Origin of the sequence: Pseudomonas sp. KT_2_4 (genome assembly GCF_041410225.1) — a bacterium.
In the GTDB taxonomy this organism is placed as follows: Bacteria; Pseudomonadota; Gammaproteobacteria; order Pseudomonadales; family Pseudomonadaceae; genus Aquipseudomonas; species Aquipseudomonas paracarnis.
On record NZ_CP166962.1, the window covers coordinates 5,980,804 to 6,001,312 of the forward strand.

Sequence of the window (20,509 nt, forward strand, 5' to 3'; positions counted from 1 at the left end):
TCTCGATCAAAAAAAAGGACCGCAGGCGTAAACCTGCGGTCCTTTTATTTCACGACAGAATGATGTCTATATGATGACACTCCGAGGAGCGATCACGTTAAATCGCCATCATTTACTGCTTGGCCACTTGCTTGGTGATTTTCAGGTAATCCAGCAGGATCCGGCCAGTCTCGGCCAAGTAAGCGTCGTCTTCCGGCTTGGTTTTATCCGCCTCGGTCGGCAGCGCGTCTTCATCTTCTTTCTTCAGCTCTTTGAGCGGGTCTTCACCCTTGGCCTTGCGGCGGGTGTTTTCCAGTACCAGTTGCTGATTCTCGATGCTGGAATGCTGTGCACGGCGATCCGCTTCGTTGAGGCTGACGGTCTTCTCTTCCATCAGCTTCTTGGCCAGGGCCAGCTTGTCGCGGATAAACACGAACTCGGCATCCTTGGCGGAGCGGGTGTCATGATCAGCCTTCAACTGCGCCAGGAAGGGCTTGAACGGATCCGACGCCGGCTTGATCGCAGGGCGGATGGTGTCCCACGGCATGGCTTCAGGCAGGGCGCTTTCGCCGATTTCCTTGGTGTCGATGATCGACGGGAAATCGATATCCGGCAGTACGCCTTGATGCTGGGTGCTCTGCCCGGATACCCGGTAGAACTTGGCCAGTGTCAGTTTAAGCTCGCCATGATTCAGCGGCTGGATGGTCTGCACGGTGCCCTTGCCGAAGGTCTGGCCGCCGATGATCAACGCACGGTGGTAGTCCTGCATGGCGCCGGCGAAAATCTCCGAGGCCGAGGCCGAGAGACGGTTGACCAGCAGCGCCATCGGCCCTTTGTAGAAGGCCCCCGGGTTCTCGTCTTCGAGCACGTCGACACGGCCGTCAGCGTTGCGTACCAATACGGTCGGGCCCTTGTCGATAAACAGGCTGGTCAGCTCGGTGGCTTCCTGCAGGGAGCCGCCGCCGTTGTTGCGCAGGTCAATGACCACGCCGTCGACTTTCTCTTTCTGCAGTTCTGTCAGGATTTTCTTCACGTCGCGGGTGGTGGACTTGTAGTCCGGATCACCGGCACGGAACGCCTTGAAGTCCAGATAGAAGGCCGGGATTTCGATCACGCCCAGCTTGTAGTCCTTGCCATCCTGCTTGAGGTTGAGGACTTTCTTCTGCACGGCCTGGTCTTCGAGCTTCACCGCTTCACGGGTGATGGACACGATCTTGCTGGTCTGGTCGTTCGGTGCATTGGTGTGCGGAATCACTTCCAGGCGCACCACGCTGCCTTTAGGCCCACGGATCAGCTTGACCACTTCGTCCAGGCGCCAGCCGACAACATCGACCATTTCTTTGTCGGCCTGGGCCACGCCGATGATCTTGTCGGCCGGTGCCACTTGCTTGGTTTTGTCAGCAGGGCCTGCCGGCACCAGACGTACGATCTTCACCTGGTCATTGTCGCTTTGCAGGACGGCACCGATGCCTTCCAGGGACAGACTCATATTGATATCGAAATTTTCCGCGTTATCTGGCGACAGATAATTGGTGTGCGGGTCGTAGGACATCGCAAAGGTGTTGATGTATGCCTGGAAGATATCCTCGGCACGGGTCTGATCCAGGCGTGCCAGCTGGTTCTTGTAGCGCTTGGTCAGCAGTTCTTGAATGGCCTTGGGCTCTTTGCCGGCGATCTTCAAGCGCAGCACTTCGTCCTTGACGCGTTTGCGCCACAGGTCGTCCAGCGCCGCGGTACTGGTCAGCCAAGGAGCGTCCTTGCGGTCCACCAGAAGGGTTTCTTTCTGTGTGAAATCGAGCTTGTCGATACCTTTGTTCAGCTCACCCAACGCGAAATCCAGACGCGCTTTGACGCGGTCCAGGTAACGCTTGTAGATGGTGAAGCCGGGCTGCAGGTCGCCGCTCTTGAGGAAGTCGTCGAATTGGGTCTTCCACTTGTCGAACTCAGCGATATCGCTGGCCAGGAAGTAGCTACGCGAGGGGTCCAGCAGCTTGAGGTAGCTGTCGTAGATGATCACTGAGCGAGCGTCGTCCAGCGGCGGCTTGCTGTAGTGATGGCGCTTGAGCAACTCGACGACGTTAAGGCTGGCAATCACCTCATCGCGATCAGGCTGAAGGTTGTCCCAGCTATTGGCTGCGAACGTATTGGTCGACATCGACGCGAAGCCGAGACCAATGAAAAATGCGAGGGCGGTGCTGGGGAACAGATGCTTCATGCTGATTCGACGCGGGGGCAATTGATAACGCATATTAGGCCGTCTTTGAGGGAGCCGGTTCCATATGGTCCGGTCGCATAATGCAAAAAGCCCGGCGCTACAGCACCGGGCTCAGTCCAGACTCACTATGGAGGCACTGTGAAAGCATTGCAAGGCGTTGACGGTGATGTGGGGGGCTAGAACAACCTCGTCCTACGTCCGGTGTAGTCCATATTGCCAACAGCCTGACCGAATCCTAGATTGAAATGCAGTCAGTGTGGGAGCTGGCTTGCCTGCGATAGCGGTGCACCAGATGAAGAATTCTTCACTGTTGCACCGCTATCGCAGGCAAGCCATCTCTTGCGGGTTGATCTCTATTGATTCAGGTCCAGTGGTGGATCGGCCAGCCGGCCTGTTCGGCATGGGCGCGCAACACCGGGTCCGGGTTCACCACCTGCGGGTGATCCACCTTGAGCAGCAGCGGTAAATCATTGCGCGAGTCCGAATAGAAATAGGCACCTTCAAGGGTTTCGCCTTCCTGCTCCAGCCATTCCAGCAACCGCGTGATCTTGCCTTCACGGTAAGTCAGTACACCCTCTGTCTTGCCGTCGTATACCCCATGGCTGACGCTCAGGTTAATCCCCAGCACTTCCTCGATACCGATACGCGCAGCAATCGGCGTGACCAGGTGAGTGCCCGAAGCCGAAATCACCAGGATTCGGTCGCCGTTCGCGCGGTGGCGGGCGATGGTCTTGGTGGCGTCGCTGTAGATCAGCGGCTCGATGACGTCCTCGACCCACGGCTCCACCAGGTGCTCGATTTCTTCCGGGGTACGGCCGATCATCGGCTCCAGGCTGAAATCCATGAAATCTTCCATCCGCAGCTTGCCCTGGCTGTAGGCATCCATCAGCTCGTTGTTCCTGCGCATGAACGACTCAGGGTCCACCCAGCCAAGGCGGCCCATTTGTTCGCTCCACAGCGTGGCGCAGTCGCCGTGGATCAGGGTGTCGTCCAGATCAAAAATTACCAATGCCATCGGTGATGCTCTCTCTCAATAGGTCGCTGCCTGTCAGGCTACTTCACACAGTGCGCTGGGGTCGATGGAAAGTGCCAGGCGCTGGCCATCCGGGTGCAGGTCGTCGGCCGAACGATTGAGCACGTCCACCACCAGCTCGACGCCACGGGCTTCGATGCGGTAGCGAATCACGTTACCCAGCAGGCTGTGGCTACGCACCAACGCATCGAGCTCGCCGCTGCGGCTCAACTCGATGGCCTCGGGGCGAATCGCGATGCGCCCGCTGATCGGCCGCTGCAGCAGTTGGCTGGCCTTGTCGGCATCGAGCAGGTTGTAGTTGCCGATAAACCCGGCAGCGAACACATCCACCGGCGCGGTATAGAGGGTTTCGGCATCACCGCTCTGCACGATCTTGCCCTGGTTCATCAAGAAGATGCGGTCGGACATGGTCAGCGCTTCTTCCTGGTCATGGGTCACGAAGATCGTGGTCAGCCCCAGCTCGCGCTGGATCTGGCGGATCTGCTCGCGCAAGTGCTTGCGAATACGTGCATCCAATGCCGACAGCGGTTCATCCAGCAACAGCAGGCGCGGGCGCGTCACCAGGGAGCGGGCAAGAGCGACGCGCTGGCACTGGCCACCGGACATCTGGTGCGGATAACGGCCGGCCAGGTCCTTGAGCTCCACCAGTTGCAGCACTTCTTGCACGCGCTTGTTGCTGTCGTCGGCGTTGACCTTTTGCATGCGCAGGCCGAAGGCGACGTTCTGTTCCACGGTCATGTTGGGGAACAGCGCGTAGCTCTGGAACACCATGCCGATCTGGCGTTTCTGTGGGCTCAGGGGCACGATGTCCTGGCCATCCAGGAGGATCTGGCCACTGTCCACCGGCGTAAGCCCGGCGATGCAGCGCAACAAAGTGGATTTGCCGCAACCGGACGGGCCGAGCAGGGTGACGAACTCGCCTTTGGCGACCTCGCAATTGATATCGCTGAACACCGGGGTGCCGGCGTAGCCTTTTTGCAGGTGTTGGACGCTGACGAAGCTCATTGGCTTTTGTCCTTGTTCAAGAGAGTGGCGGCCCAGGTCAGTACCAGCACAAAGAAGAAATAAGAGATCACCACGGCGCTGGTGAAATGGCCACTGCTGTTGCGCATGTTGTTGAGGTACACCTGCAGGGTTTCGTACCGGGTGCCGACGAGGATGTTGGCGAACACGAACTCGCCGAACAGGAACGAGAACGACAGCAGCAGCGCCACCATCAGGCCCTTGCGCAGGTTGGGCAGCACCACCAGGATCGCGGCCTGCCAGGTGCTGGCGCCGAGCAGTTGCGAAGCGTCCATCAAGTCTCGCAGGTTGATGGCTTGCAGGTTGTTGGTGATCGCGCGGTACATGAACGGCAGCGCGACGGTGAAGTAGCAGCCGATCAAAATCCACGGCGTACCCACCATCGCCAGCGGCCCGGACCCGTACAGTTGCAGCAGCCCCACCGAGGACACCACCGGCGGCACCGCAAAGGGCAGCAGGATCAGGATGTTCATCAACGCGTCGAGCTTGGGAAAGTGGTAGTGCACCACGAACAGCAGCGGCAAAATCAACACCACCGAAAGGATCAGTGCGCCCACGCACACCAGCAACGATTGCCCGAAGGCCATCAGAAAGCGCGGGTCGCTCCACAGCTGTACATACCATTTCACGCTGAAGCCGGCGGGCAGGATGGTTGCCGACCAACTGCTGGAAATCGAGTAGACAAAGGTGCCTACCAAAGGCAGCACCAGGATCAGGAACAACAGGTACACCACCACCCGATGGTAGAGGGAGGCCGGGCCGGCTTCAGCGCGAGACATGGTAGCTCCTCTTGAGCAGCAGTTGATGCACCACCGTGACCACGGTCATCAGCGCCACCAGCACCACGGCCAGGGCGCTGGCCATGTTCGGGTCCAGCGACACATCGCCGGAGACCAGGCCGGCAATGCGAATCGGCAGTACGTTGAAGTTGCCGGTGGTCAGTGCATAGACCGTGGCATAGGCGCCGAGGGCGTTGGCCAACAGGATCACAAAGGTACCGAGCAGCGCCGGGGTGAGCACCGGCAGGCCGATATGCCGCCAGAACTGCCAGCCATTCGCACCGAGCAGGGCGGCCGACTCGCGCCAGTCTTCGCGCAATGCGTCGAAGGCCGGGTAGAGCAGCAGTACGCCGAGGGGAATCTGGAAGTAGGTATAGAGGATGATCAGGCCGGTTTTCGAGTACAGGTTGAAGTCCTCAATGATCCCGGCCTGCTTGAGCATGAGGGTGATACTGCCGTTGAACCCCAGCAGGATGATGAACGCGAAGGCCAGGGGTACGCCGGCGAAGTTGCTGGTCATGTTGGCGAATGCGGTGACGAAGTTGCGCAGCGGCGAATCCACTCGGCGCAATGAGTAGCTGCCCAGGGTGGCGATGATGATGCCGAAGATGCTGGAGTAGAAACTGATCTCCAGGCTGAACTGGATGGCCTGCCGGTAGAACTTCGAGGTGAAGATGCGGGTGAAGTTTTCCAGGCTCCAGCCGGACTCTTCGGTTTGCAGGCTGCTGATCAGCACCCACACCAGCGGCGCGATCTCGAACACGATAAAGAACAGTGCGAAGGGCAGCAGGCATAGCAGGGCCAGCCATTTGCCGCGGGTCAATGCAATCACTTGAGCAGCTCCCGGCACACAGGCTTGTTGTGGGGCACGCCCAGCAGGTCGCAGATGGTGCCGCACAGGTCGGTTTGTTTCGGCGCAGCGTCGGTGTCCAGGCTGAAGGCGTCACCGATGACAAACAGTGGCACTTCCCGTTCTTCGCGCAACAGGCCGTTGTGGGAGCGGTCGTTGTTCATGCCGTGGTCGGCGGTGACCAGTACCTGGTAGCCGGCATCGAGCCAGTCTTGCAGGTAGTCGGCCAGGATAATGTCAGCCGAGCGTGCGCTGTTGCGGTATTGCGCGGTGTCGAGGCCATGCTTGTGACCGGCGTCGTCGATGTTCATGGGGTGCACCAGCAAAAAGTTTGGCGCGTGCTTGAGCCGCAGGCTTTCGGCGTCGGCGAACAGGTGGGAATCGGGGTAGTGGTCATTCCAGTAGAAATGCCCATGCTGGATCGCCAGCGCCTTGTCGTCGGTATGACGATCGCGGGCGGCGAGAAAGGGCGTGCGGTTATACAACTCGCTGACCCAGTGGTAAGCCGCCGCAGCGGTGCTCAAGCCGGCGTCGGTGGCGTAATGGAAAATGCTGCGCTGGGTGGACAGGCGCGAGACGTTGTTGTGCACGACACCGCTTTGGATCGGCGGCACGCCGGTGAGGATGCACTCGTACAACGGGCGGGACAGGGCAGGCAGTTCACATTCCAGTGTGTAGAGGGCTGCGCGTCCTGCGCCGACATAGGCCTGCAAGTGCCCCATGGCGTGCCGGGCAACCTCGAAGTTGAGGCCGTCGAGCACCACAAGGATGACAGTGTGCTTCATGGGGGCTGGGGCTCCGCAACAGAGGGTATGGCTCAGTATCAACGTGGAATGGGATCAAATGTGGGAGATGGCTTGCCTGCGATGGCGGTGTATCAGTGGACACAAATGTTGAATGTCAGACCGCTATCGCAGGCAAGCCAGCTCCCACACTGACCGCCTTTGGATCAGAGAGACCGATTACTTCATTTCTACGATGACTTGCTCGTTCCACATCTGTGGCAGCTTCTTGGACGTCGCTTCCCAGGCATCGGCATCCTTGATCGGCTGCGGGTTGGCCTTGGTGTACTGCTCGCCCGGGATCAGGTTTTTGGCAACGTCTGCCGGCAGTTTCAAGTCGGTTTCAGCCCGGATCGGACGCGCATTGCCGCGCGCCAGGTTGAGCTGGCCGGCATCGCTGAAGATGTATTCGCGGGTGAGCTTGGCGGCGTTCGGGTGCTTGGCGTATTTGTTGATGAGGGTGGTGTAGCCGGATTTCACCGAGCCATCCGAGGGGATCAGCACCACGTAGTCATCGGGGTTGGCCATCTTGGCCTTATAGCTCAGGCCGTTGAAGTCCCAGACGAGGCCCACTTCGACTTCGCCTTTTTCCATGGTAGCGATGGTCGGGTTGGACAGCGAGAGGCGACCCTGCTGGGCGATCTTGGTGAAAAATTGCAGGCCCGGCGCGATGTTTTTCTCGTCGCCTTTGCTGGCGATGGCCGCGGCGAGTACTGCGTTCGAAGCCTGGGCGGCGGTGCTCACGTCACCCACCGATACCTTGTATTTACCGGTTTGCAGGTCAGCCCAGGTGGTGGGCACTTCGGAGCCGTGCAGCAGCTTCTTGTTGACGATAAAGGCAATGGTACCGGTGTAAGCCAGGGCCCAGTGACCGTCCTTGTCTTTCGCCCAATCCGGCACCTGTGCCCAGGTGGATGGTTTGTACGGCTGGGTCACTTCTTGCTTTACCGCGATCGGGCCGAAGGCCGCGCCCACGTCACCGATATCGGCGCTGGCGTTATCTTTTTCGGCTTTGAACTTGGCGATTTCCTGGGCCGAGCTCATGTCGGTGTCGATGTGCTTGAGGCCGTAGGTTTTGGCCAGGTCTTCCCAGGTGCCTTTCCAGTTGGCCCAGTCATCGGGCATGCCGACGCTGTTGACGGCGCCCTCCGCTTTGGCGGCGGCTTCCAAGGTTTTTAGATCGGTATCAGCAGCCATGGCGGCGGTGCACATGGCAATGGTCGAGCCTAACAGTGATGCCAGGAAAAGCTGTTTCATCCGAAGCTCCTTTGGGCGTTTTCAACGCGGCGTTTTATCTGAACGTTAGCGGTGGTTTGGTCTAGGTCAGCAATACCTGAGCCAATCTAGGCCCCCTGGATGACAGTTTCATGTCGATGTCGTTTTTGAAGCGCTGATGTCGTTCAGCTCCGACTTAGCGTAGACCATGCCCAAGTGGCCGCAGGCCTTGGACTTGGCCGATGTATTGCAGGGTGTGGAAGACGCAGTCGACAGCCTTTGTCATCTGTCGGTCATCTGGAGTGCCTAGGCTGGCACCCAGCAGCAAAAGCCCAGATAGAGCGCGTTTTGTGCACCTGAACGGTGCTGGTCTAGTCCAGATAGGTAACGTTGATGCGTGATGAGGCAATCAAGGCGGTAACTTCCATCGGCCTGGCGCTGCAGGAGCAGATCGACCACGGCCTGTTGCCGCCTGCCAGCAAACTGCCCGCCGAACGCAAGCTCAGCGAGTTGTTTGGTACCACTCGGATTACCGTGCGGGAAGCCTTGTTACAGCTTGAGGCCCAAGGGCAGATTTACCGCGAAGAGCGTCGGGGCTGGTTCGTTTCGCCGCCACGGCTGGCCTATAACCTGATGCAGCGCAGCCACTTTCACGCCATGGTCAGCGACCAGGGGCGCGAGGCTTCCACGCAGGTCATCTCCGCACGCCTGCAACCGGCGTCGGCGGCGGTGTGCGCGTGGTTGCAGTTGCCGGCGTTGTCGAGCGTGATCCAGATTTGCCGGGGGCGCAGGATTGACGGGCGCCTGGTGTTGTATGTCGAGCACTATCTGAACCCGCAGTATTTTCCGGGGATCCTGGCGTGCGATTTGAATCAGTCGATGACTGAGCTGTATGCCAGCAAATATGACTTGCACTACGGGCGGGTGCGTTTCGAGATTGTGCCCACCTCGCTACCGGTGGAAGCGGCCGCTGCGCTACGCGTCTCGGCAGGCAGCCCGGGCTTGCGCATCGCCCGGGTCAATTACGACCAGCATCAACGCCTGATCGACTGCGACCTGGAGTTCTGGCGGCATGATGCGATTCATGTGGGTGTGGATGTGGTGTAGCGGCTGGTGCACCGCGAGCCCATGTGGGAGCTGGCTTGCCTGCGATGGCATCGACTCGGTGCGCCTGATAAACCGAGGCGTCCGCATCGCAGGCAAGCCAGCTCCCACATTGAACCGAGTTTATCTCTGACGGATCGGTGGCTTGCCTAGGGTGTAAGTGCCTTGATCACTTGGTCTACATTGGTTTCCAACTCCGTCACCGGGTCGGCGCCGTCCACATTCAACACCAACAGTCTGGAGCCGCCGGCAGTGACGGCGGTTTTGACTGCATCGCTGGGTTGACGGTGATGCAGCACCACCGCCACAGCGTTGTCCTTCAACGCGCTGCTGAGTTTTTGCAGCGCCTCGGGCGTCCACTCGGCGTCGGGCCGTGCATCGGTGCTGAGCACTTCCAGGTTCAGGCTGCTGACCAAGTACGCGAAGTGATCGCTCAAGCTGAGCACACTCAGGTTGTCGGCCTTGGCCAATCGCGCCTCGCTGTCGGCGGTGAGCTTGAGTAAACGCTGTTTGAGCGCGGCCAGGTTAGCGTCGATCCTGGGTTTGGCAGCCGGCGCCAGGCGGCTCAGGTCGGCGGCCATCACGTCGGCCATGCGCCCCATATTGTTGCTCGATTGCCAGGGTTGGCTGTTCAAGCCATCGGTGACCCCCGGTTGTACTGCGATACCCGGCAAGCCGCCGTCCACCGGGCGTGCGGCATCGACTTCGACGATGCGGATATTGCTGCGCCGCGCCACGGGGTACAGCGGGTCATCGGCCCACAGCGAGCGCAGGCCGATGGCCGCGTCGGCGTCCAGCGCCAACTTGTTCAATGCCGCAGCACCGCGGCCGGTGAAGTAGGACACCTGCCGCGAACCCGGCAGATTGGCCGGTGCGGCGCGTTCAAGCGCTACGTTGGTGCCTGTGAGCAGCGCCTCGGCCAAGCCGTAGGTAATCGGCAGCGACGCCAGCACCTTGACCGGCGGCTTGGTCTTGGTCAGGGCTGCGTGACCGAGGCCCTGGTTGACTTTGAAGTCCTTGGCGTCGAAACCGTCGACGGCCAGTGCCGACGTACTCATCAAGCAAGCGATGGCCAGGGCCAGTGGGCGAAAGACAGGGCGCATTATCCAAGATTCCCTTTGAGGCTGGGCACAACGCCACGGGCGATGGCCGCGAAGGCGAAGGCGATACCGGCAACCAGAATGATGGCGGCACCGGATGGGATGGGCAGGTCGAAGATAATCGGCAGCAGGATGCCGCACAGGGTGCTGACGGTGGCGATCAGCACCGAGATCCAGAAAAACCCTTTGAGTGACTGGCTCAACAGGCGCGCCGCAGCGGCAGGAATCACCAGCAAGGCACCGACCAGGATTGCGCCGATGACCTTGACCGCGGCCACGGTGATCAGGGTCACCAGGATCACGAACAGGTAGTCCAGGCTTTTCACCGCCACCCCGCGCACTGCTGCCAATTGCGGGTTGAAACTGGCCAGCATGATGCGGTTGTACAGCGGCAATGCCAGGGCCATCACCAGCGAGCCGACAATGGCCAGTACCAGCAGGTCGTTGCCGTTGACCGTCAGCACCGAGCCAAACAGCACGTTCTCGAGAATGTGCACGTTGATCTTGCCGGCCAGGATCAGCAGCAGGCTTGCCCCCAGTGCCAGGGACACGGACAGGAACACGCCGATCAAGGTATCGGGCGCCAGGCCGGTGCGGTTACGCAGGTAATTGAGCAGGATGCCGAACAGCAGGCAGTAGCCAAACAGGCTGCCATAAGGCCCGGTATAGGGTTCGCCCAGCAGGATGCCCACGGCCACGCCGGTCAGCGCGGCATGGCCGACCGCTTCGGAGAAAAACGCAAAGCGCTTGACCACCACCAGCGTACCCAGGCCGCCGAGTACCGGGCCGATCAACAAGCCGGCGAGCAGGGCGTTGACCACAAACCCGTAGGCCAGGGCTTCGGGCAGGTAACCGGCAGAGGCCCAGCCCTGGACCATCAAGCGAAAGGCTTCATAACTCATGGGGCCGGGCTCCGAGGGTGAGTGGAGAACAGAGTGAGCAGGCGGTCCGGGGTCAGCGCCTCTTTCGGTGTGGCGTCGAACAGCACGCGGCGGTTAAGACCGGTGACGCGGTCGGCCAGGCGGCCCACGGCCTCCAGGTCGTGCTCGATCCACAGCACGGTAATCCCGGCCAGGCGCCAGTCGTTCAACAGCCGTTCGAACACCTGGATACCCGCCTCGTCGAGGGCCGACATCGGCTCATCCAGCACCAGCAACTGCGGCGCCGGAATCAGCCCCTGGGCCAGCAGTACGCGCTGGCGCTCACCGCCGGACAACGCGCCCATGCGGCGCTTGCGCTTGTCTTGCATGCCAACGCGCTCAAGGGCATCGCCAATCGCCGCTGCGTAATGCCTGGAAAGGCCCAGAAACGCCGGACGACGCTGGCACATGGCAGCCATGAAATCGTCCACGGTCATCGGCAAGCCGCGGTCAAATTCCAGCGCCTGGGGCACGTAACCGATGGTGCCGGGTGTGGTTGGCCATTCCAGGCTCAAACGCCCCTGGTGCGGCGTCTGCCCCAGCAGGGTCTTGATCAGCGAGCTTTTACCGCCGCCGTTGGGACCTACCAGTGCGTGGATGCTGCCCGGTTGTACCTGGAAACTCACGCCATCGAGGATTGCGGTGCGCCCCAGGGTCAGCGAGACCTGGTCGAAGTTCAGGGTGGGGCCGACGTTGACGGCGTTCAGGTGCTGCGCGGCGGTCATGCTCCCGACTCCTGAATCGCCCGTACCACGGTGTTGAGGTTGCCGGTCATCTCCACTTCGTACTTCTCTGCGCTGTATTCGCCGTAGGAAATATGCGACAGCGGGTACAGCTTGACCCCGGATTCACGCTGGATGGTATCGACGTAGGTGGACGGGAAATCCATCTCCGAGAAGATCACTTTCACATCCAGAGCACGCAGTTCATCGATGGTCTTTTTCAGCTGGCTGGGGCTTGGCTCGATACCGTGGGCCGGCTCGACCACGGCGGTGACTTCCAGGCCAAACTCGCGCAACAGGTAGTCGTAGGCCGCGTGTACGGTGGCGACACGTAGGTCGGGGTTGGGCGCGCTGGTCAGCTTGGCCAGGGCGTCGGCGCGCATCTGGCGCAAGCGCTTGCCGTAGGCGCGAGCGTTCTGGGTGTAGGTTTTGGCGTTGTCCGGGTCGAGCTTGCCCAACTCACGGGCAATGTTATTGACCTGGGCAATCGACGCGCTGATCGACAGGAAGGTGTGCGGGTTGACCACCTTGCCCGCACCGCGTGCCGCGTTACCTGTAGCGGCGAGCAGCGGCACGTTGGCATTGGCTTCGATCACCGGGATGTCCGGGCGCTCGCTGGTGGCGATCATACGGTCGGCGAAGTCGTCATGGCCGACGCCGTTGAGCACGATCACATCCAGGGTGCCGATGCGCTTGATGTCTTCGGCGCGCGGCTCGTAGGCGTGCGGGTTGAAACCGGCGGGAATCAGCGGCACCACCTCGGCCTTGTCGCCCACGATATTGGCCACGTAGCTGTAATAGGGGTGCAAGGTAATGCCGATACGCAGGCGCTTGGCCGCCTCGGCATTGGCAAGGGGGGTGAGCATCAGGCTGAACAGGCCAACCAGTAAAAGGCGCAACAGGGGCGATGACATGGACATGGGCAATCGGTCTTCTCGTTCAGTGACGGTGCTGGCGGGTGACGCCAGCATCGAATTGCGCGACCACCTGCTGCCAGCCGGCCGCGATCAGCGCCTGGTCAGTGAGGTCGGAAGGGGCGGCAAGGTTGGCGCTGCGGTTGAGCCAGATATCCGGCTCACTGCCTTGCACGCGCATCAGCAGCGAACCGCTGGTGGCCGGCGCCTGGCTCAAGCCCAGGTAGGCGGCGGGTGCCAGCAGCTGCCAGCGATGGCCGCCACGGCTGACCGAACTGGCATCCTGGGCAAAGGGCGCGAAGCCTTCTTCGGCCAGTTGCTCAGGCGTCGGCAGGGCGCTGTGTTCCTGCTGCAACAGGTGGATTTCATCCAGGGTCACCCGCAGGTCGGCGTAGATGCCTTGCTCGGCGGCGCTCAGGTCGCGGCGGGCGTCCAGCTGGTGGCTGGGCACTGCCGCGACTTCCTGGGTTTCCCCGTGCAGCGCCACGACCGTGCCCGCCACCGCGAGGATGATCAGGCACAACAGCAACACATAAAGGGTTTCGTGGCCCGCGCCGGCGGGGCGTACAACCTGTGTGGTACTCATTGCGACGGGATATCCGCTTGGTCGATTTCCACCACGTGGCCGGGGCCGGCATCAAACAGCACGTAGAATTCGGCGGCGGGCTTCTTGAAGGTCAGGGTCGAATCCTCGCCAAGCTTGCCCGGCACCAGGATGGTTTCGTCGTAGCCGATCACATCCAGGGTTACGCCGGGGGCGCCACTGCCGTCGGAAAAACCGCCTTTGCACTGTATCTGCTCGCCGGGGATTTCTTTGCATTCGCACATCGGGTTGTGGGCGAAGGCGGTGGTGCTCAGGCCGGCGCACAGCAACAGCGCGGCGCGGGTGAGGCGCTTGAACGTCATGGTTTGACTCCTTGCTTGTTCAGCCAGGCAATGGTGGCAGGCGAGGCCTGGCTCAGCGGGATGGAACCCTGGTGCATGCTGCCGTCCCACCCTTCCATGGTCACCCATATTTCGGCGTCCGCCGGGGTGCGTTCTGGGATCGGCAGGGCGGCGCCCATGCGGTACGGCGTGCCGAAGAAGATCACTCCGGCGGCGCGCAGGCTGCGGGGTTTGCCGATACGCAGGTAAGTGGCCTTGACCTGCTCGGCACAGGTATCGCACAGGGCAGCGTTGAAGAACTTCATCGGGCCAGCCGGGTTCGGGCTCGGGCCTTCGTTGCGAAACTCAGCCAGCGTCAGGCTCCAGGGACCGACTTGCACCTGCCCGGCCACGCGCTCGCCGATGCCGGTATCCCCGCGAAACAACGCGGCGTCGGCAAAGTATTTGGGCATGAACCCCAGCGGCACCAGCAACAGCAGGATGTTGATATGGAAACGCCATTTCAGCCAAAAGGCGCGCAGCGGGGACGGCGGTACGGTTGCAACCTTGCTCATCGCTGGGCCTCCGAGGTGTCGGCGTGCATGGTCGGGATGGGCGCGTGCTGACGTTGTGTCTTGGCCTCGCGCTTGAGGGCGTTGAGGGTGGCCAGAGCGGTGCGCTTGGTCCAGATCAGCAAGCCGCTCAATACCATCATGCTCAGCACCAGGCCGAAGAATGCCCAGATCAGCTTGATCCACAAACCGCCAAAGTCCCCGGTGTGCAGTGGGCGCATCGACTCGGTGACGAATTCCAGCGGGGTACGGTCGGACAACAGGTTCGAGACCGCGATTTCACCGTCATAGGGGTTCAGCTGTGCGGTCTGGAACATCAACGGGTACCAGCCACGCCCGCCGATCTGCAGGTGGCTGTAAGCGTTGCTTGGCATGAACACAAAGCTGGCGTCCAGGCCGGGGATCCGCTCGGCGGCGATGTCGATCGCCTTGTCGATAGGGATCATCGGTGCCGGCACGCCTGGCGCCGACAGCGGCACCTTATCCCGTGCGATCACTGGCACGATGGGTTCACTGGAAATGGATATCTGGTTGTCGCCCAGGACAGCCTCGATCAGGAACCAGGTGCCGGTGATAGAAATGACCGCGATAAACCAGATCGACCAGATGCCACTCAGGCGGTGAAAGTCGCCCCAGAAGATCCGCGCACCGTGGCGGATGCGCAGGGTAGGGCGCAGGAAGCCTTTCCAGAAGCGCTTGTACACCACCAGCCCGGTGACCAGTGAAGCCAGCAGCGGCAAGCCCAACGCAGACACCAGGTACCAGCCCCAGCTGTACCCATTGGTGAACGGCACCAGCCACCAACCATGCAGGGCGCGGGTGAATTGCTGGAAGTTGAACGAGGGGCTGATGCCCTGGATCGCGCCGGTGTAGGGATTGGCATACACCTCCACGGAGCGCCCGTCCGGGTAGCTGAGGCCGACGCTTAGCGCGAAGTGCGATTCATCCGGGCGGATGATGGACTGGACGATGGCCTTGGGCTCATCGTGCTTGATGGCCGCGATCACCTGGTCAAAGCTGAGCGGCTGAGCGTCATCCGACGGCTTGCTGGCGCGGATATCCGGGTTGGCCAGCCACACGATTTCCTGGCTCACCACGGCCAGGGTGCCGGTGACGCAGACGATCAGTACAAAGAACCAGATGGGCAACGCCAGCCAGCTATGGACGAGAAACCAGAGTTTGGAGCGTGACTTCTTCGACATATGAATGAGGGTCTTGATCGGAGGGGGCAATAGAGGCCCGGAAAAGGCCAGTCGTAGCTTTTGCTGACGCGACAGGCTGTATCTAAGTTAAGACGGATGAGCATGAGAAATCCCTAAGGTGGATATGAAAGAAAATGTTTCAGGTTCACATTCAGGCCGCATTTATGCGCTGATCGAACACGCAGTACGCCAGCCCGCAGGCGTTCAGCGGCTTGCGTTAGGCCGGGGCAGACCTCCAAGGACGTGATCATGCCGCTGTGTGATGTCGTCAGCAGCCACGCATCTGAGCGCCACTTCCTCGCGGCCAACCCCTGGCTCAGCTGAAGTGCGGCTACGTAGTTATATAAGTAGAAATAACGCTCTCTATACTCACTGAGCGTGTTGCTTTCAGTATTATTTGTTTTTCAAATAGCAGGGCTTGAACGAAAGCGCCCCTTGTCATTACGGGGTGTTGGCGCGGGTGCAGGTTAATTCCAGAGGAATGACAAGGTTATTGTATTGACACATTGGCGGGCATCGGCTTTAGTGAGTGCGGACTTGGAAGTCGCAATAGTATAAAAAGGAAGTTAATCGCATGACCGTGCTAGTCGTTTATTCGCGCCATCACGTGGTGAACCGTTATATCTCTCTGGTGCCGGTGATCAAGTTAGTTACTTGATTGTGGTCTGTCGCCTGCCCGTCGATTGTCATTGCTGCGAATCATACTTTTCCTGTGCTGGAAAAGTACGCGTCCCTATGCCTTAACAGAGAGTTCAAACTCATGTCGATTTTTGATCAAGCCATGCATCGTTCAGTTCAATGGCAAGACTGGCGTTGGCAGCAGAAGAATGCCATCCGCGATGAACCTGCACTGCGCAATGCCTGCGGTGGATGGGACGAGGCCACAACGGCGCATATCGAGCACAACTTGCAAGATCGCAAGATGCAGATCACGCCTTATTACATTGATTTAATCAAGCGTTCACTCACCAGCGCAGAGGTGATGGACCACCCCCTGTGGCGCCAGGTAGTACCGTATTGGAGCGAACAGGTGCAGGGCGACTACGACGGCAGTTCCGAAAACTGGGAACTCAATCATGAGATGAAGACGCCCATCTGCCAGCACAAGTACGACAACCGCGTGATCCTGCGCACCACCAACACGTGCAATGCCTATTGCCAGTTCTGTTTCGAGGCGCTGCGCACGCTGCAGGTGGGCACCGACAAAGCTAACGCCAACACTGACTCGTTCAAGGATTCGGTGGAGTACATCCGCGGTAATCCAGCGATTGAAGAGGTGATTCTCAGCGGCGGTGACCCACTGATGCTGGCCGACCGCAAGCTTGAGGAGATGCTGGCCGCATTGCGCGGCATTCGTGATGATCTGCTGATACGCATTCATTCGCGGGCCTTGAGTTTCAACCCGTTTCGCGTGACCGATGAGTTGGTGGCGATGCTGGAGAAGTACAAGGTCAATGCATTTGGTGTGCATGTCTGCCACCCGCTTGAGCTCAGTGCTGATTTTGCCGTCGCGGTTAAACGGATTCAGGGTGTGGTCCCGATTGTATTCTCTAACATGCCGCTGTTGCGTGGCGTGAATGATGATGAAGCGACGTTGCATAAATTATTCATTGATCTTTATCGTTTGGGCGTAAAGCCATATTACTTATATCACTTCATGCCGTTTTCACCCGGTGCTTCAGAATATAAGGCGTCGATCAGCCAAGCCATCGCCATCATGGATCGGCTCAAACGCCGTGTATCGAATATTGCCCTGCCCGAGTATGTACTGCCGCATGCACAAGGCAAGTTCACCGTGCCATTGTTGGACTTTGAAAAGCCTGAAGACTTACCGCATTTTGAAGTCCGCGATGGGCAGCGGACTTACCGTTTTCGCAACTGGGAGGGCCAATGGTGCAGTTGGCAGGATGCGGTATGAAACAGGATGCGATTCTGTTTATTGATGTAGATGACAGTGCTTGCGCTCGCTACCGCTACCGGGAACCGCATTTCACGGTGGCCCGCGCCCACGGTTTGGCGTGTTTGACGGCCGCCGTGGCGGGGCGCAAGCACCTGCAACGTCTCAGGGACGACAGTGACGAAGTGTTCCTGCTCGAAACGCTCAGTGAGCAGTCTGTCCTGGAGTTGGTCGGACAGTTGGACGGGCGTTATCAGGTGCGTGGGATTTTCTGCCAGGCCGGGCACCCGTCCGCACAAGGGGAGGTGGGCTGTATCGTCGCGCAGGCGTGTCAGCGGTTGGGCTTGGTCTACAGCCACCCGGAGGCGATTGCCGCGTGCAATAACAAGTTCTTGATGCGCCGCGTGTTGAAACAGCATGAATTGCGTTCGGTACCGTTCGTGCTGTGCAACAACGAACAGGAACTCCAGCAAGGCGCCGAGCGCGTGGGTTATCCACTGATCGCCAAACCGCCCTTTGGCGGGGCTTCGGCGTTTATCAAAAAATGCTCGAGCTGGGAGGAGCTACGCAGCCACTATTGGCATTTCGTAAGTGATCATGGCGCCGCCGCTTATGCGGACTTCTACGGCTGTGCGCACGCCCTGCCGCTTGAGGATGGGCTGCGGCGTGAATACTTGCCAGGCCACAGCATTCTGCTGGAAGGTTATATTCCTGGCATCGAAGGCAGTGTGGAATGTGTGATTGTCGGCGAGCGTGTCCATCCGCTGCTGATCAATGAAAAACTGCTGCTGACCGAGCGCAGCGGCACGGTCCTGGAGAACCTGCTGATTTCCCCGCCGACGTCGTTCAGCCAGGCCCAGTGCGAGCAGATCCGCCAGTACGCGGTGGACTGCCTGCACGCGGTGGGCCTGACCAACGCTGTGGTGCATTTCGAGTTTCGCATGACGGACGCAGGGCCAGTGGCCATCGAGATCAACCCGCGCCTGGGCGGACTGTATGTGAACTCGGCGTTCCGCGACCTGGCCGGTATCGATCCTTATCAGCTGTACATGGGATTGTTGTTGGGCGAGAAGGGCATCAATGCACAGTTGGAGGCTGGCGCACATAAGGTTGCCGATGCGGGGCAACACTACGCGATGCTGGCGATTTATCCGCAGCACAGTGGCCTTTTCAGGGGCATTGACGGCCTGCAGTTCCTCCACCAACACCGCTCGGTGCTGGAATACGCCCCGCAGGACCCCGGCCACTACATTGACGCGGATATCGAGGAGCATTATTTGCTCAAATGCTGGGCCCAGGTTGGCAATGCCGCCGACGCCCATGCCTTGCACGATGCGTTGCAGCAACATCTGCGCATCCTCATCGATCCACCGGTTGCAGGATAGCGATATGGACATCCCTCAGATCTCGGCGCTTTTGCGCGAACATCACTTCTGTCATCGCCCGGACTTTCGCGAACTGGTCAACGTTGAACCCGGTGAGGAACAAAGCTTTCGCGCGTATTGGGATAACCTGGTGCGCGACGAGGCGTTCAGGACTTACACCCACCGCGAACGGCGCATCTTGCGCTATCGTCTGTTACCGTCACGGCAATTGCAGATCGACAGGAATACGGCGTTCAAATCGCCGGTCACCTACGCGGTGAACTATCGCGAGGGCGTGAATCACCTGAGCTATAGCGAGGAGGGCTTTATCGAGCATCCCCTCATGCACAAGCTGCTGGCGACGGACCTCGCGGTGATTGCCCCACACCTGGGCGAACAGACCTATACGATCGATATCCATCAGTTCCGGGTGCGGGCGGACGTGTCATCGAGCAGCCCGACCACATCGGGGATTCACCAGGACGGCCTGGATTGGGTGTTCATGCACTTTATTGGCGAATGCAACACGGTGCCGGTGGTGTCGGAGGTGTTTGCCGACGAAACGGAGCACAGCCGGCTACTGAAACTGCCGATGGAGAAATTTCTGGAGACTATCGTGATCAACGACCGTGGGTTCTACCATCGGGCCGGGGAGGTGCGACCGCGGGTAGAGACGGAACCGGCCTGGCGCGATGTGCTCTTGGTAAGCCTGCGCAGTGTCGAGGGGGCACAGCCTGCATGAGTCACGATCAACAACTTAATCTGTCGACCCGCAACGCTCGCCTGATCATCTTTGCCCGCGGTGTGTCGGATTTTGGCGCATTCCTTAACATGGTGGCGTTGTCCACTTATGTGTACTGGCTCAGCCAGAGCGTGGTGTTTGTCAGCATCTTCCTGGCGTGCCGGGTCACCGGCGGGATTGTCGCGAGCCTGTTTGGCATTCCGTTTTTCCGGCGGTTTGCCGGGCGTGGGACGTTGGCGGGGTTGGACCTGGCCCGGGCGCTGTTGCTGATGCCGCTGCTGGTGTTGTTACCGGCCCATCAACTTACCCTTCTTCCCTTTATCGCCTTCGGTATCGGCCTGTGCAATTCGCTGTTTGCCATTGGCCTCAACAGTCAGTTGCCCACTTGGGTCGCGCTTGAGCAGCGGGTGAATACCAACGCATGGATCACCTCGGCGGCCGCCACCGGCGCGGTCTTCGGCAGTTTGCTCTCCGGCTTGCTGATCGCCACGGGCGGATTTGAAGCGGTGTTTGCGGTCAACATCGGCACCTATGTGATTGCCGCTTGCCTGGTCTTGCCCTTGCGCGCGTTGTTTAGCGTTGCTGTTGCCGCGCATCGCGGACTCGGCGCCGAATGGCATGAGCTGACCAAGGGGTTGCGCGGTGCGCCGGTGCTGGCTGCGATGTTGCTGATCAGCATGTTAGACACCCTCGGCAGCGCGGCCCATAACGTCGGTTGGCCAGTGCTGTCGCAGTACATTTCACCGGACACGGCCAAAACGGTCATGGGCTATCTGCTGGCCGTGTGGGCCTGTGGCAAGTTTGTTGGCGCGCGCATCGCCAGTGCAGTGTTGAAAGGTCGTGGCACCCAAGGCATGGAGCGCTTGTTCATGCTCGGTGTGGCGTTGATGTCCAGCGGCTTTATCCTGACATTCCAGCAGACCGAACTGTGGCTGGCGCTGTTGCTGGTGGTGTGGGCGGGGCTGGGCGATGGATTGTCCGAGGTGGCGTTGATCTCCCGTGCGCAAAGCGAGCCCGATAGCTTGCGCTTGCCGCTGTTCAGCCTCTTGACCCTGATCCAGATGGCCGGTTTTGGCGTGGGCATGCTGGTGGTCGGGCCGTTCTATGTGACGTGGACGCCGGCCCAGGTGATCGTGTTGTTCCATGGGCTGCCATTGACCGCCTTGTTGGTCATGACGATATGGCTGGGGCGCAATGCCTACCGGGGTGTCAGATCGACAAACCCTTGAAGT

20 protein-coding genes are annotated in these 20,509 nt (G+C 60.0%); 5 read left to right on the top strand and 15 right to left on the bottom strand.

What is annotated here, in order from left to right; all coding sequences use genetic code 11:
* Nucleotides 1–112: 112 nt before the first annotated feature.
* The 7 genes from AB9N64_RS27660 to AB9N64_RS27690 form a co-directional block, all read right to left on the bottom strand.
* Nucleotides 113–2,194: a carboxy terminal-processing peptidase gene (locus tag AB9N64_RS27660; protein WP_224796967.1), complete on the bottom strand. Its 2,082-nt coding sequence runs from the start codon at nucleotides 2,192–2,194 to the stop codon at nucleotides 113–115.
* Between the two features lie 361 nt (nucleotides 2,195–2,555).
* Nucleotides 2,556–3,209 (bottom strand): HAD family phosphatase, encoded by a 654-nt coding sequence (locus AB9N64_RS27665; protein WP_014717797.1) that lies wholly within the window; start codon nucleotides 3,207–3,209, stop codon nucleotides 2,556–2,558.
* A 33-nt stretch (nucleotides 3,210–3,242) separates the two neighbouring features.
* On the bottom strand, nucleotides 3,243–4,232 hold the full coding sequence (locus tag AB9N64_RS27670) for an ABC transporter ATP-binding protein (protein WP_060766799.1): 990 nt from the start codon (nucleotides 4,230–4,232) through the stop codon (nucleotides 3,243–3,245).
* Nucleotides 4,229–5,029, bottom strand: coding sequence for an ABC transporter permease (locus AB9N64_RS27675; protein WP_003190144.1), 801 nt, complete (start codon nucleotides 5,027–5,029; stop codon nucleotides 4,229–4,231). Before AB9N64_RS27675 ends, AB9N64_RS27670 begins: the two co-directional genes overlap by 4 nt.
* On the bottom strand, nucleotides 5,016–5,861 hold the full coding sequence (locus AB9N64_RS27680; RefSeq protein WP_032901935.1) for an ABC transporter permease subunit: 846 nt from the start codon (nucleotides 5,859–5,861) through the stop codon (nucleotides 5,016–5,018). The genes AB9N64_RS27675 and AB9N64_RS27680 overlap by 14 nt, the downstream gene beginning before the upstream one ends.
* A complete protein-coding gene (locus tag AB9N64_RS27685) occupies nucleotides 5,858–6,664 on the bottom strand; it encodes an alkaline phosphatase family protein (RefSeq protein ID WP_236466405.1) in 807 nt (268 codons plus the stop codon). Before AB9N64_RS27685 ends, AB9N64_RS27680 begins: the two co-directional genes overlap by 4 nt.
* Nucleotides 6,665–6,841: 177 nt before the next feature.
* A complete protein-coding gene (locus AB9N64_RS27690) occupies nucleotides 6,842–7,918 on the bottom strand; it encodes an ABC transporter substrate-binding protein (protein ID WP_236466404.1) in 1,077 nt (358 codons plus the stop codon).
* A gap of 351 nt (nucleotides 7,919–8,269) precedes the next feature.
* Here AB9N64_RS27690 and AB9N64_RS27695 point away from each other — a divergent pair, with 351 nt between their 5' ends.
* Entirely contained in the window at nucleotides 8,270–8,983 is a 714-nt protein-coding gene (locus AB9N64_RS27695; protein ID WP_020301069.1) for a UTRA domain-containing protein, read from the top strand.
* A 146-nt stretch (nucleotides 8,984–9,129) separates the two neighbouring features.
* On the opposite strand, the gene AB9N64_RS27700 is transcribed toward AB9N64_RS27695, so the two are convergent.
* From AB9N64_RS27700 to AB9N64_RS27735, 8 genes are read right to left on the bottom strand one after another with little or no spacing between them, the layout of a single operon-like run.
* Complete coding sequence (locus tag AB9N64_RS27700; protein ID WP_020301068.1) at nucleotides 9,130–10,083, bottom strand: metal ABC transporter solute-binding protein, Zn/Mn family; 954 nt, start codon at nucleotides 10,081–10,083, stop codon at nucleotides 9,130–9,132.
* A complete protein-coding gene (locus AB9N64_RS27705) occupies nucleotides 10,083–10,982 on the bottom strand; it encodes a metal ABC transporter permease (RefSeq protein ID WP_032901932.1) in 900 nt (299 codons plus the stop codon). The genes AB9N64_RS27700 and AB9N64_RS27705 overlap by 1 nt, the downstream gene beginning before the upstream one ends.
* Nucleotides 10,979–11,725 carry a metal ABC transporter ATP-binding protein gene (locus AB9N64_RS27710; protein ID WP_073454479.1) on the bottom strand — a complete coding sequence of 249 codons (747 nt, stop codon included), beginning with the start codon at nucleotides 11,723–11,725 and terminating at the stop codon, nucleotides 10,979–10,981. The genes AB9N64_RS27705 and AB9N64_RS27710 overlap by 4 nt, the downstream gene beginning before the upstream one ends.
* Nucleotides 11,722–12,642 carry a metal ABC transporter substrate-binding protein gene (locus AB9N64_RS27715; RefSeq protein WP_032901958.1) on the bottom strand — a complete coding sequence of 307 codons (921 nt, stop codon included), beginning with the start codon at nucleotides 12,640–12,642 and terminating at the stop codon, nucleotides 11,722–11,724. The genes AB9N64_RS27710 and AB9N64_RS27715 overlap by 4 nt, the downstream gene beginning before the upstream one ends.
* Before the next feature lie 19 nt (nucleotides 12,643–12,661).
* A complete protein-coding gene (locus AB9N64_RS27720; protein ID WP_014717807.1) occupies nucleotides 12,662–13,222 on the bottom strand; it encodes a DUF6162 family protein in 561 nt (186 codons plus the stop codon).
* Nucleotides 13,219–13,542, bottom strand: coding sequence for a hypothetical protein (locus AB9N64_RS27725; protein ID WP_014717808.1), 324 nt, complete (start codon nucleotides 13,540–13,542; stop codon nucleotides 13,219–13,221). The genes AB9N64_RS27720 and AB9N64_RS27725 overlap by 4 nt, the downstream gene beginning before the upstream one ends.
* On the bottom strand, nucleotides 13,539–14,075 hold the full coding sequence (locus AB9N64_RS27730; RefSeq protein WP_019817260.1) for a hypothetical protein: 537 nt from the start codon (nucleotides 14,073–14,075) through the stop codon (nucleotides 13,539–13,541). The genes AB9N64_RS27725 and AB9N64_RS27730 overlap by 4 nt, the downstream gene beginning before the upstream one ends.
* Nucleotides 14,072–15,274 carry a PepSY domain-containing protein gene (locus AB9N64_RS27735; RefSeq protein ID WP_014717810.1) on the bottom strand — a complete coding sequence of 401 codons (1,203 nt, stop codon included), beginning with the start codon at nucleotides 15,272–15,274 and terminating at the stop codon, nucleotides 14,072–14,074. The genes AB9N64_RS27730 and AB9N64_RS27735 overlap by 4 nt, the downstream gene beginning before the upstream one ends.
* 760 nt (nucleotides 15,275–16,034) lie before the next feature.
* On the opposite strand from AB9N64_RS27735, the gene AB9N64_RS27740 reads away from it, so the two are divergent.
* Genes AB9N64_RS27740 through AB9N64_RS27755 form a run of 4 tightly spaced genes read left to right on the top strand, consistent with a single transcriptional unit; the run spans nucleotide 16,035 to nucleotide 20,506 of the window.
* Nucleotides 16,035–17,192 carry a KamA family radical SAM protein gene (locus AB9N64_RS27740; RefSeq protein WP_014717811.1) on the top strand — a complete coding sequence of 386 codons (1,158 nt, stop codon included), beginning with the start codon at nucleotides 16,035–16,037 and terminating at the stop codon, nucleotides 17,190–17,192.
* The gene (locus AB9N64_RS27745; RefSeq protein ID WP_073454481.1) at nucleotides 17,189–18,556 is read left to right on the top strand and encodes an acetyl-CoA carboxylase biotin carboxylase subunit family protein; all 1,368 of its coding nucleotides are present in this window, start codon (nucleotides 17,189–17,191) and stop codon (nucleotides 18,554–18,556) included. The genes AB9N64_RS27740 and AB9N64_RS27745 overlap by 4 nt, the downstream gene beginning before the upstream one ends.
* A gap of 4 nt (nucleotides 18,557–18,560) precedes the next feature.
* Nucleotides 18,561–19,277 carry a 2OG-Fe dioxygenase family protein gene (locus AB9N64_RS27750; protein ID WP_236466403.1) on the top strand — a complete coding sequence of 239 codons (717 nt, stop codon included), beginning with the start codon at nucleotides 18,561–18,563 and terminating at the stop codon, nucleotides 19,275–19,277.
* Nucleotides 19,274–20,506, top strand: coding sequence for an MFS transporter (locus AB9N64_RS27755; protein WP_236466402.1), 1,233 nt, complete (start codon nucleotides 19,274–19,276; stop codon nucleotides 20,504–20,506). Before AB9N64_RS27750 ends, AB9N64_RS27755 begins: the two co-directional genes overlap by 4 nt.
* Nucleotides 20,507–20,509: the final 3 nt, after the last annotated feature.

What these genes read in the sequence shown, in the direction of transcription:
- AB9N64_RS27730 (WP_019817260.1), bottom strand. Translation starts at nt 14,075, where the DNA reads ATGAGCAAGGTTGCAACCGTACCGCCGTCCCCGCTGCGCGCCTTTTGG.
- AB9N64_RS27740 (WP_014717811.1), top strand. Translation starts at nt 16,035, where the DNA reads ATGTCGATTTTTGATCAAGCCATGCATCGTTCAGTTCAATGGCAAGAC.
- AB9N64_RS27755 (WP_236466402.1), top strand. Translation starts at nt 19,274, where the DNA reads ATGAGTCACGATCAACAACTTAATCTGTCGACCCGCAACGCTCGCCTG.
- AB9N64_RS27690 (WP_236466404.1), bottom strand. Translation starts at nt 7,918, where the DNA reads ATGAAACAGCTTTTCCTGGCATCACTGTTAGGCTCGACCATTGCCATG.
- AB9N64_RS27685 (WP_236466405.1), bottom strand. Translation starts at nt 6,664, where the DNA reads ATGAAGCACACTGTCATCCTTGTGGTGCTCGACGGCCTCAACTTCGAG.
- AB9N64_RS27665 (WP_014717797.1), bottom strand. Translation starts at nt 3,209, where the DNA reads ATGGCATTGGTAATTTTTGATCTGGACGACACCCTGATCCACGGCGAC.
- AB9N64_RS27720 (WP_014717807.1), bottom strand. Translation starts at nt 13,222, where the DNA reads ATGAGTACCACACAGGTTGTACGCCCCGCCGGCGCGGGCCACGAAACC.
- AB9N64_RS27725 (WP_014717808.1), bottom strand. Translation starts at nt 13,542, where the DNA reads ATGACGTTCAAGCGCCTCACCCGCGCCGCGCTGTTGCTGTGCGCCGGC.
- AB9N64_RS27715 (WP_032901958.1), bottom strand. Translation starts at nt 12,642, where the DNA reads ATGTCCATGTCATCGCCCCTGTTGCGCCTTTTACTGGTTGGCCTGTTC.
- AB9N64_RS27735 (WP_014717810.1), bottom strand. Translation starts at nt 15,274, where the DNA reads ATGTCGAAGAAGTCACGCTCCAAACTCTGGTTTCTCGTCCATAGCTGG.
- AB9N64_RS27695 (WP_020301069.1), top strand. Translation starts at nt 8,270, where the DNA reads ATGCGTGATGAGGCAATCAAGGCGGTAACTTCCATCGGCCTGGCGCTG.
- AB9N64_RS27700 (WP_020301068.1), bottom strand. Translation starts at nt 10,083, where the DNA reads ATGCGCCCTGTCTTTCGCCCACTGGCCCTGGCCATCGCTTGCTTGATG.
- AB9N64_RS27705 (WP_032901932.1), bottom strand. Translation starts at nt 10,982, where the DNA reads ATGAGTTATGAAGCCTTTCGCTTGATGGTCCAGGGCTGGGCCTCTGCC.
- AB9N64_RS27670 (WP_060766799.1), bottom strand. Translation starts at nt 4,232, where the DNA reads ATGAGCTTCGTCAGCGTCCAACACCTGCAAAAAGGCTACGCCGGCACC.
- AB9N64_RS27745 (WP_073454481.1), top strand. Translation starts at nt 17,189, where the DNA reads ATGAAACAGGATGCGATTCTGTTTATTGATGTAGATGACAGTGCTTGC.
- AB9N64_RS27675 (WP_003190144.1), bottom strand. Translation starts at nt 5,029, where the DNA reads ATGTCTCGCGCTGAAGCCGGCCCGGCCTCCCTCTACCATCGGGTGGTG.
- AB9N64_RS27750 (WP_236466403.1), top strand. Translation starts at nt 18,561, where the DNA reads ATGGACATCCCTCAGATCTCGGCGCTTTTGCGCGAACATCACTTCTGT.
- AB9N64_RS27710 (WP_073454479.1), bottom strand. Translation starts at nt 11,725, where the DNA reads ATGACCGCCGCGCAGCACCTGAACGCCGTCAACGTCGGCCCCACCCTG.
- AB9N64_RS27660 (WP_224796967.1), bottom strand. Translation starts at nt 2,194, where the DNA reads ATGAAGCATCTGTTCCCCAGCACCGCCCTCGCATTTTTCATTGGTCTC.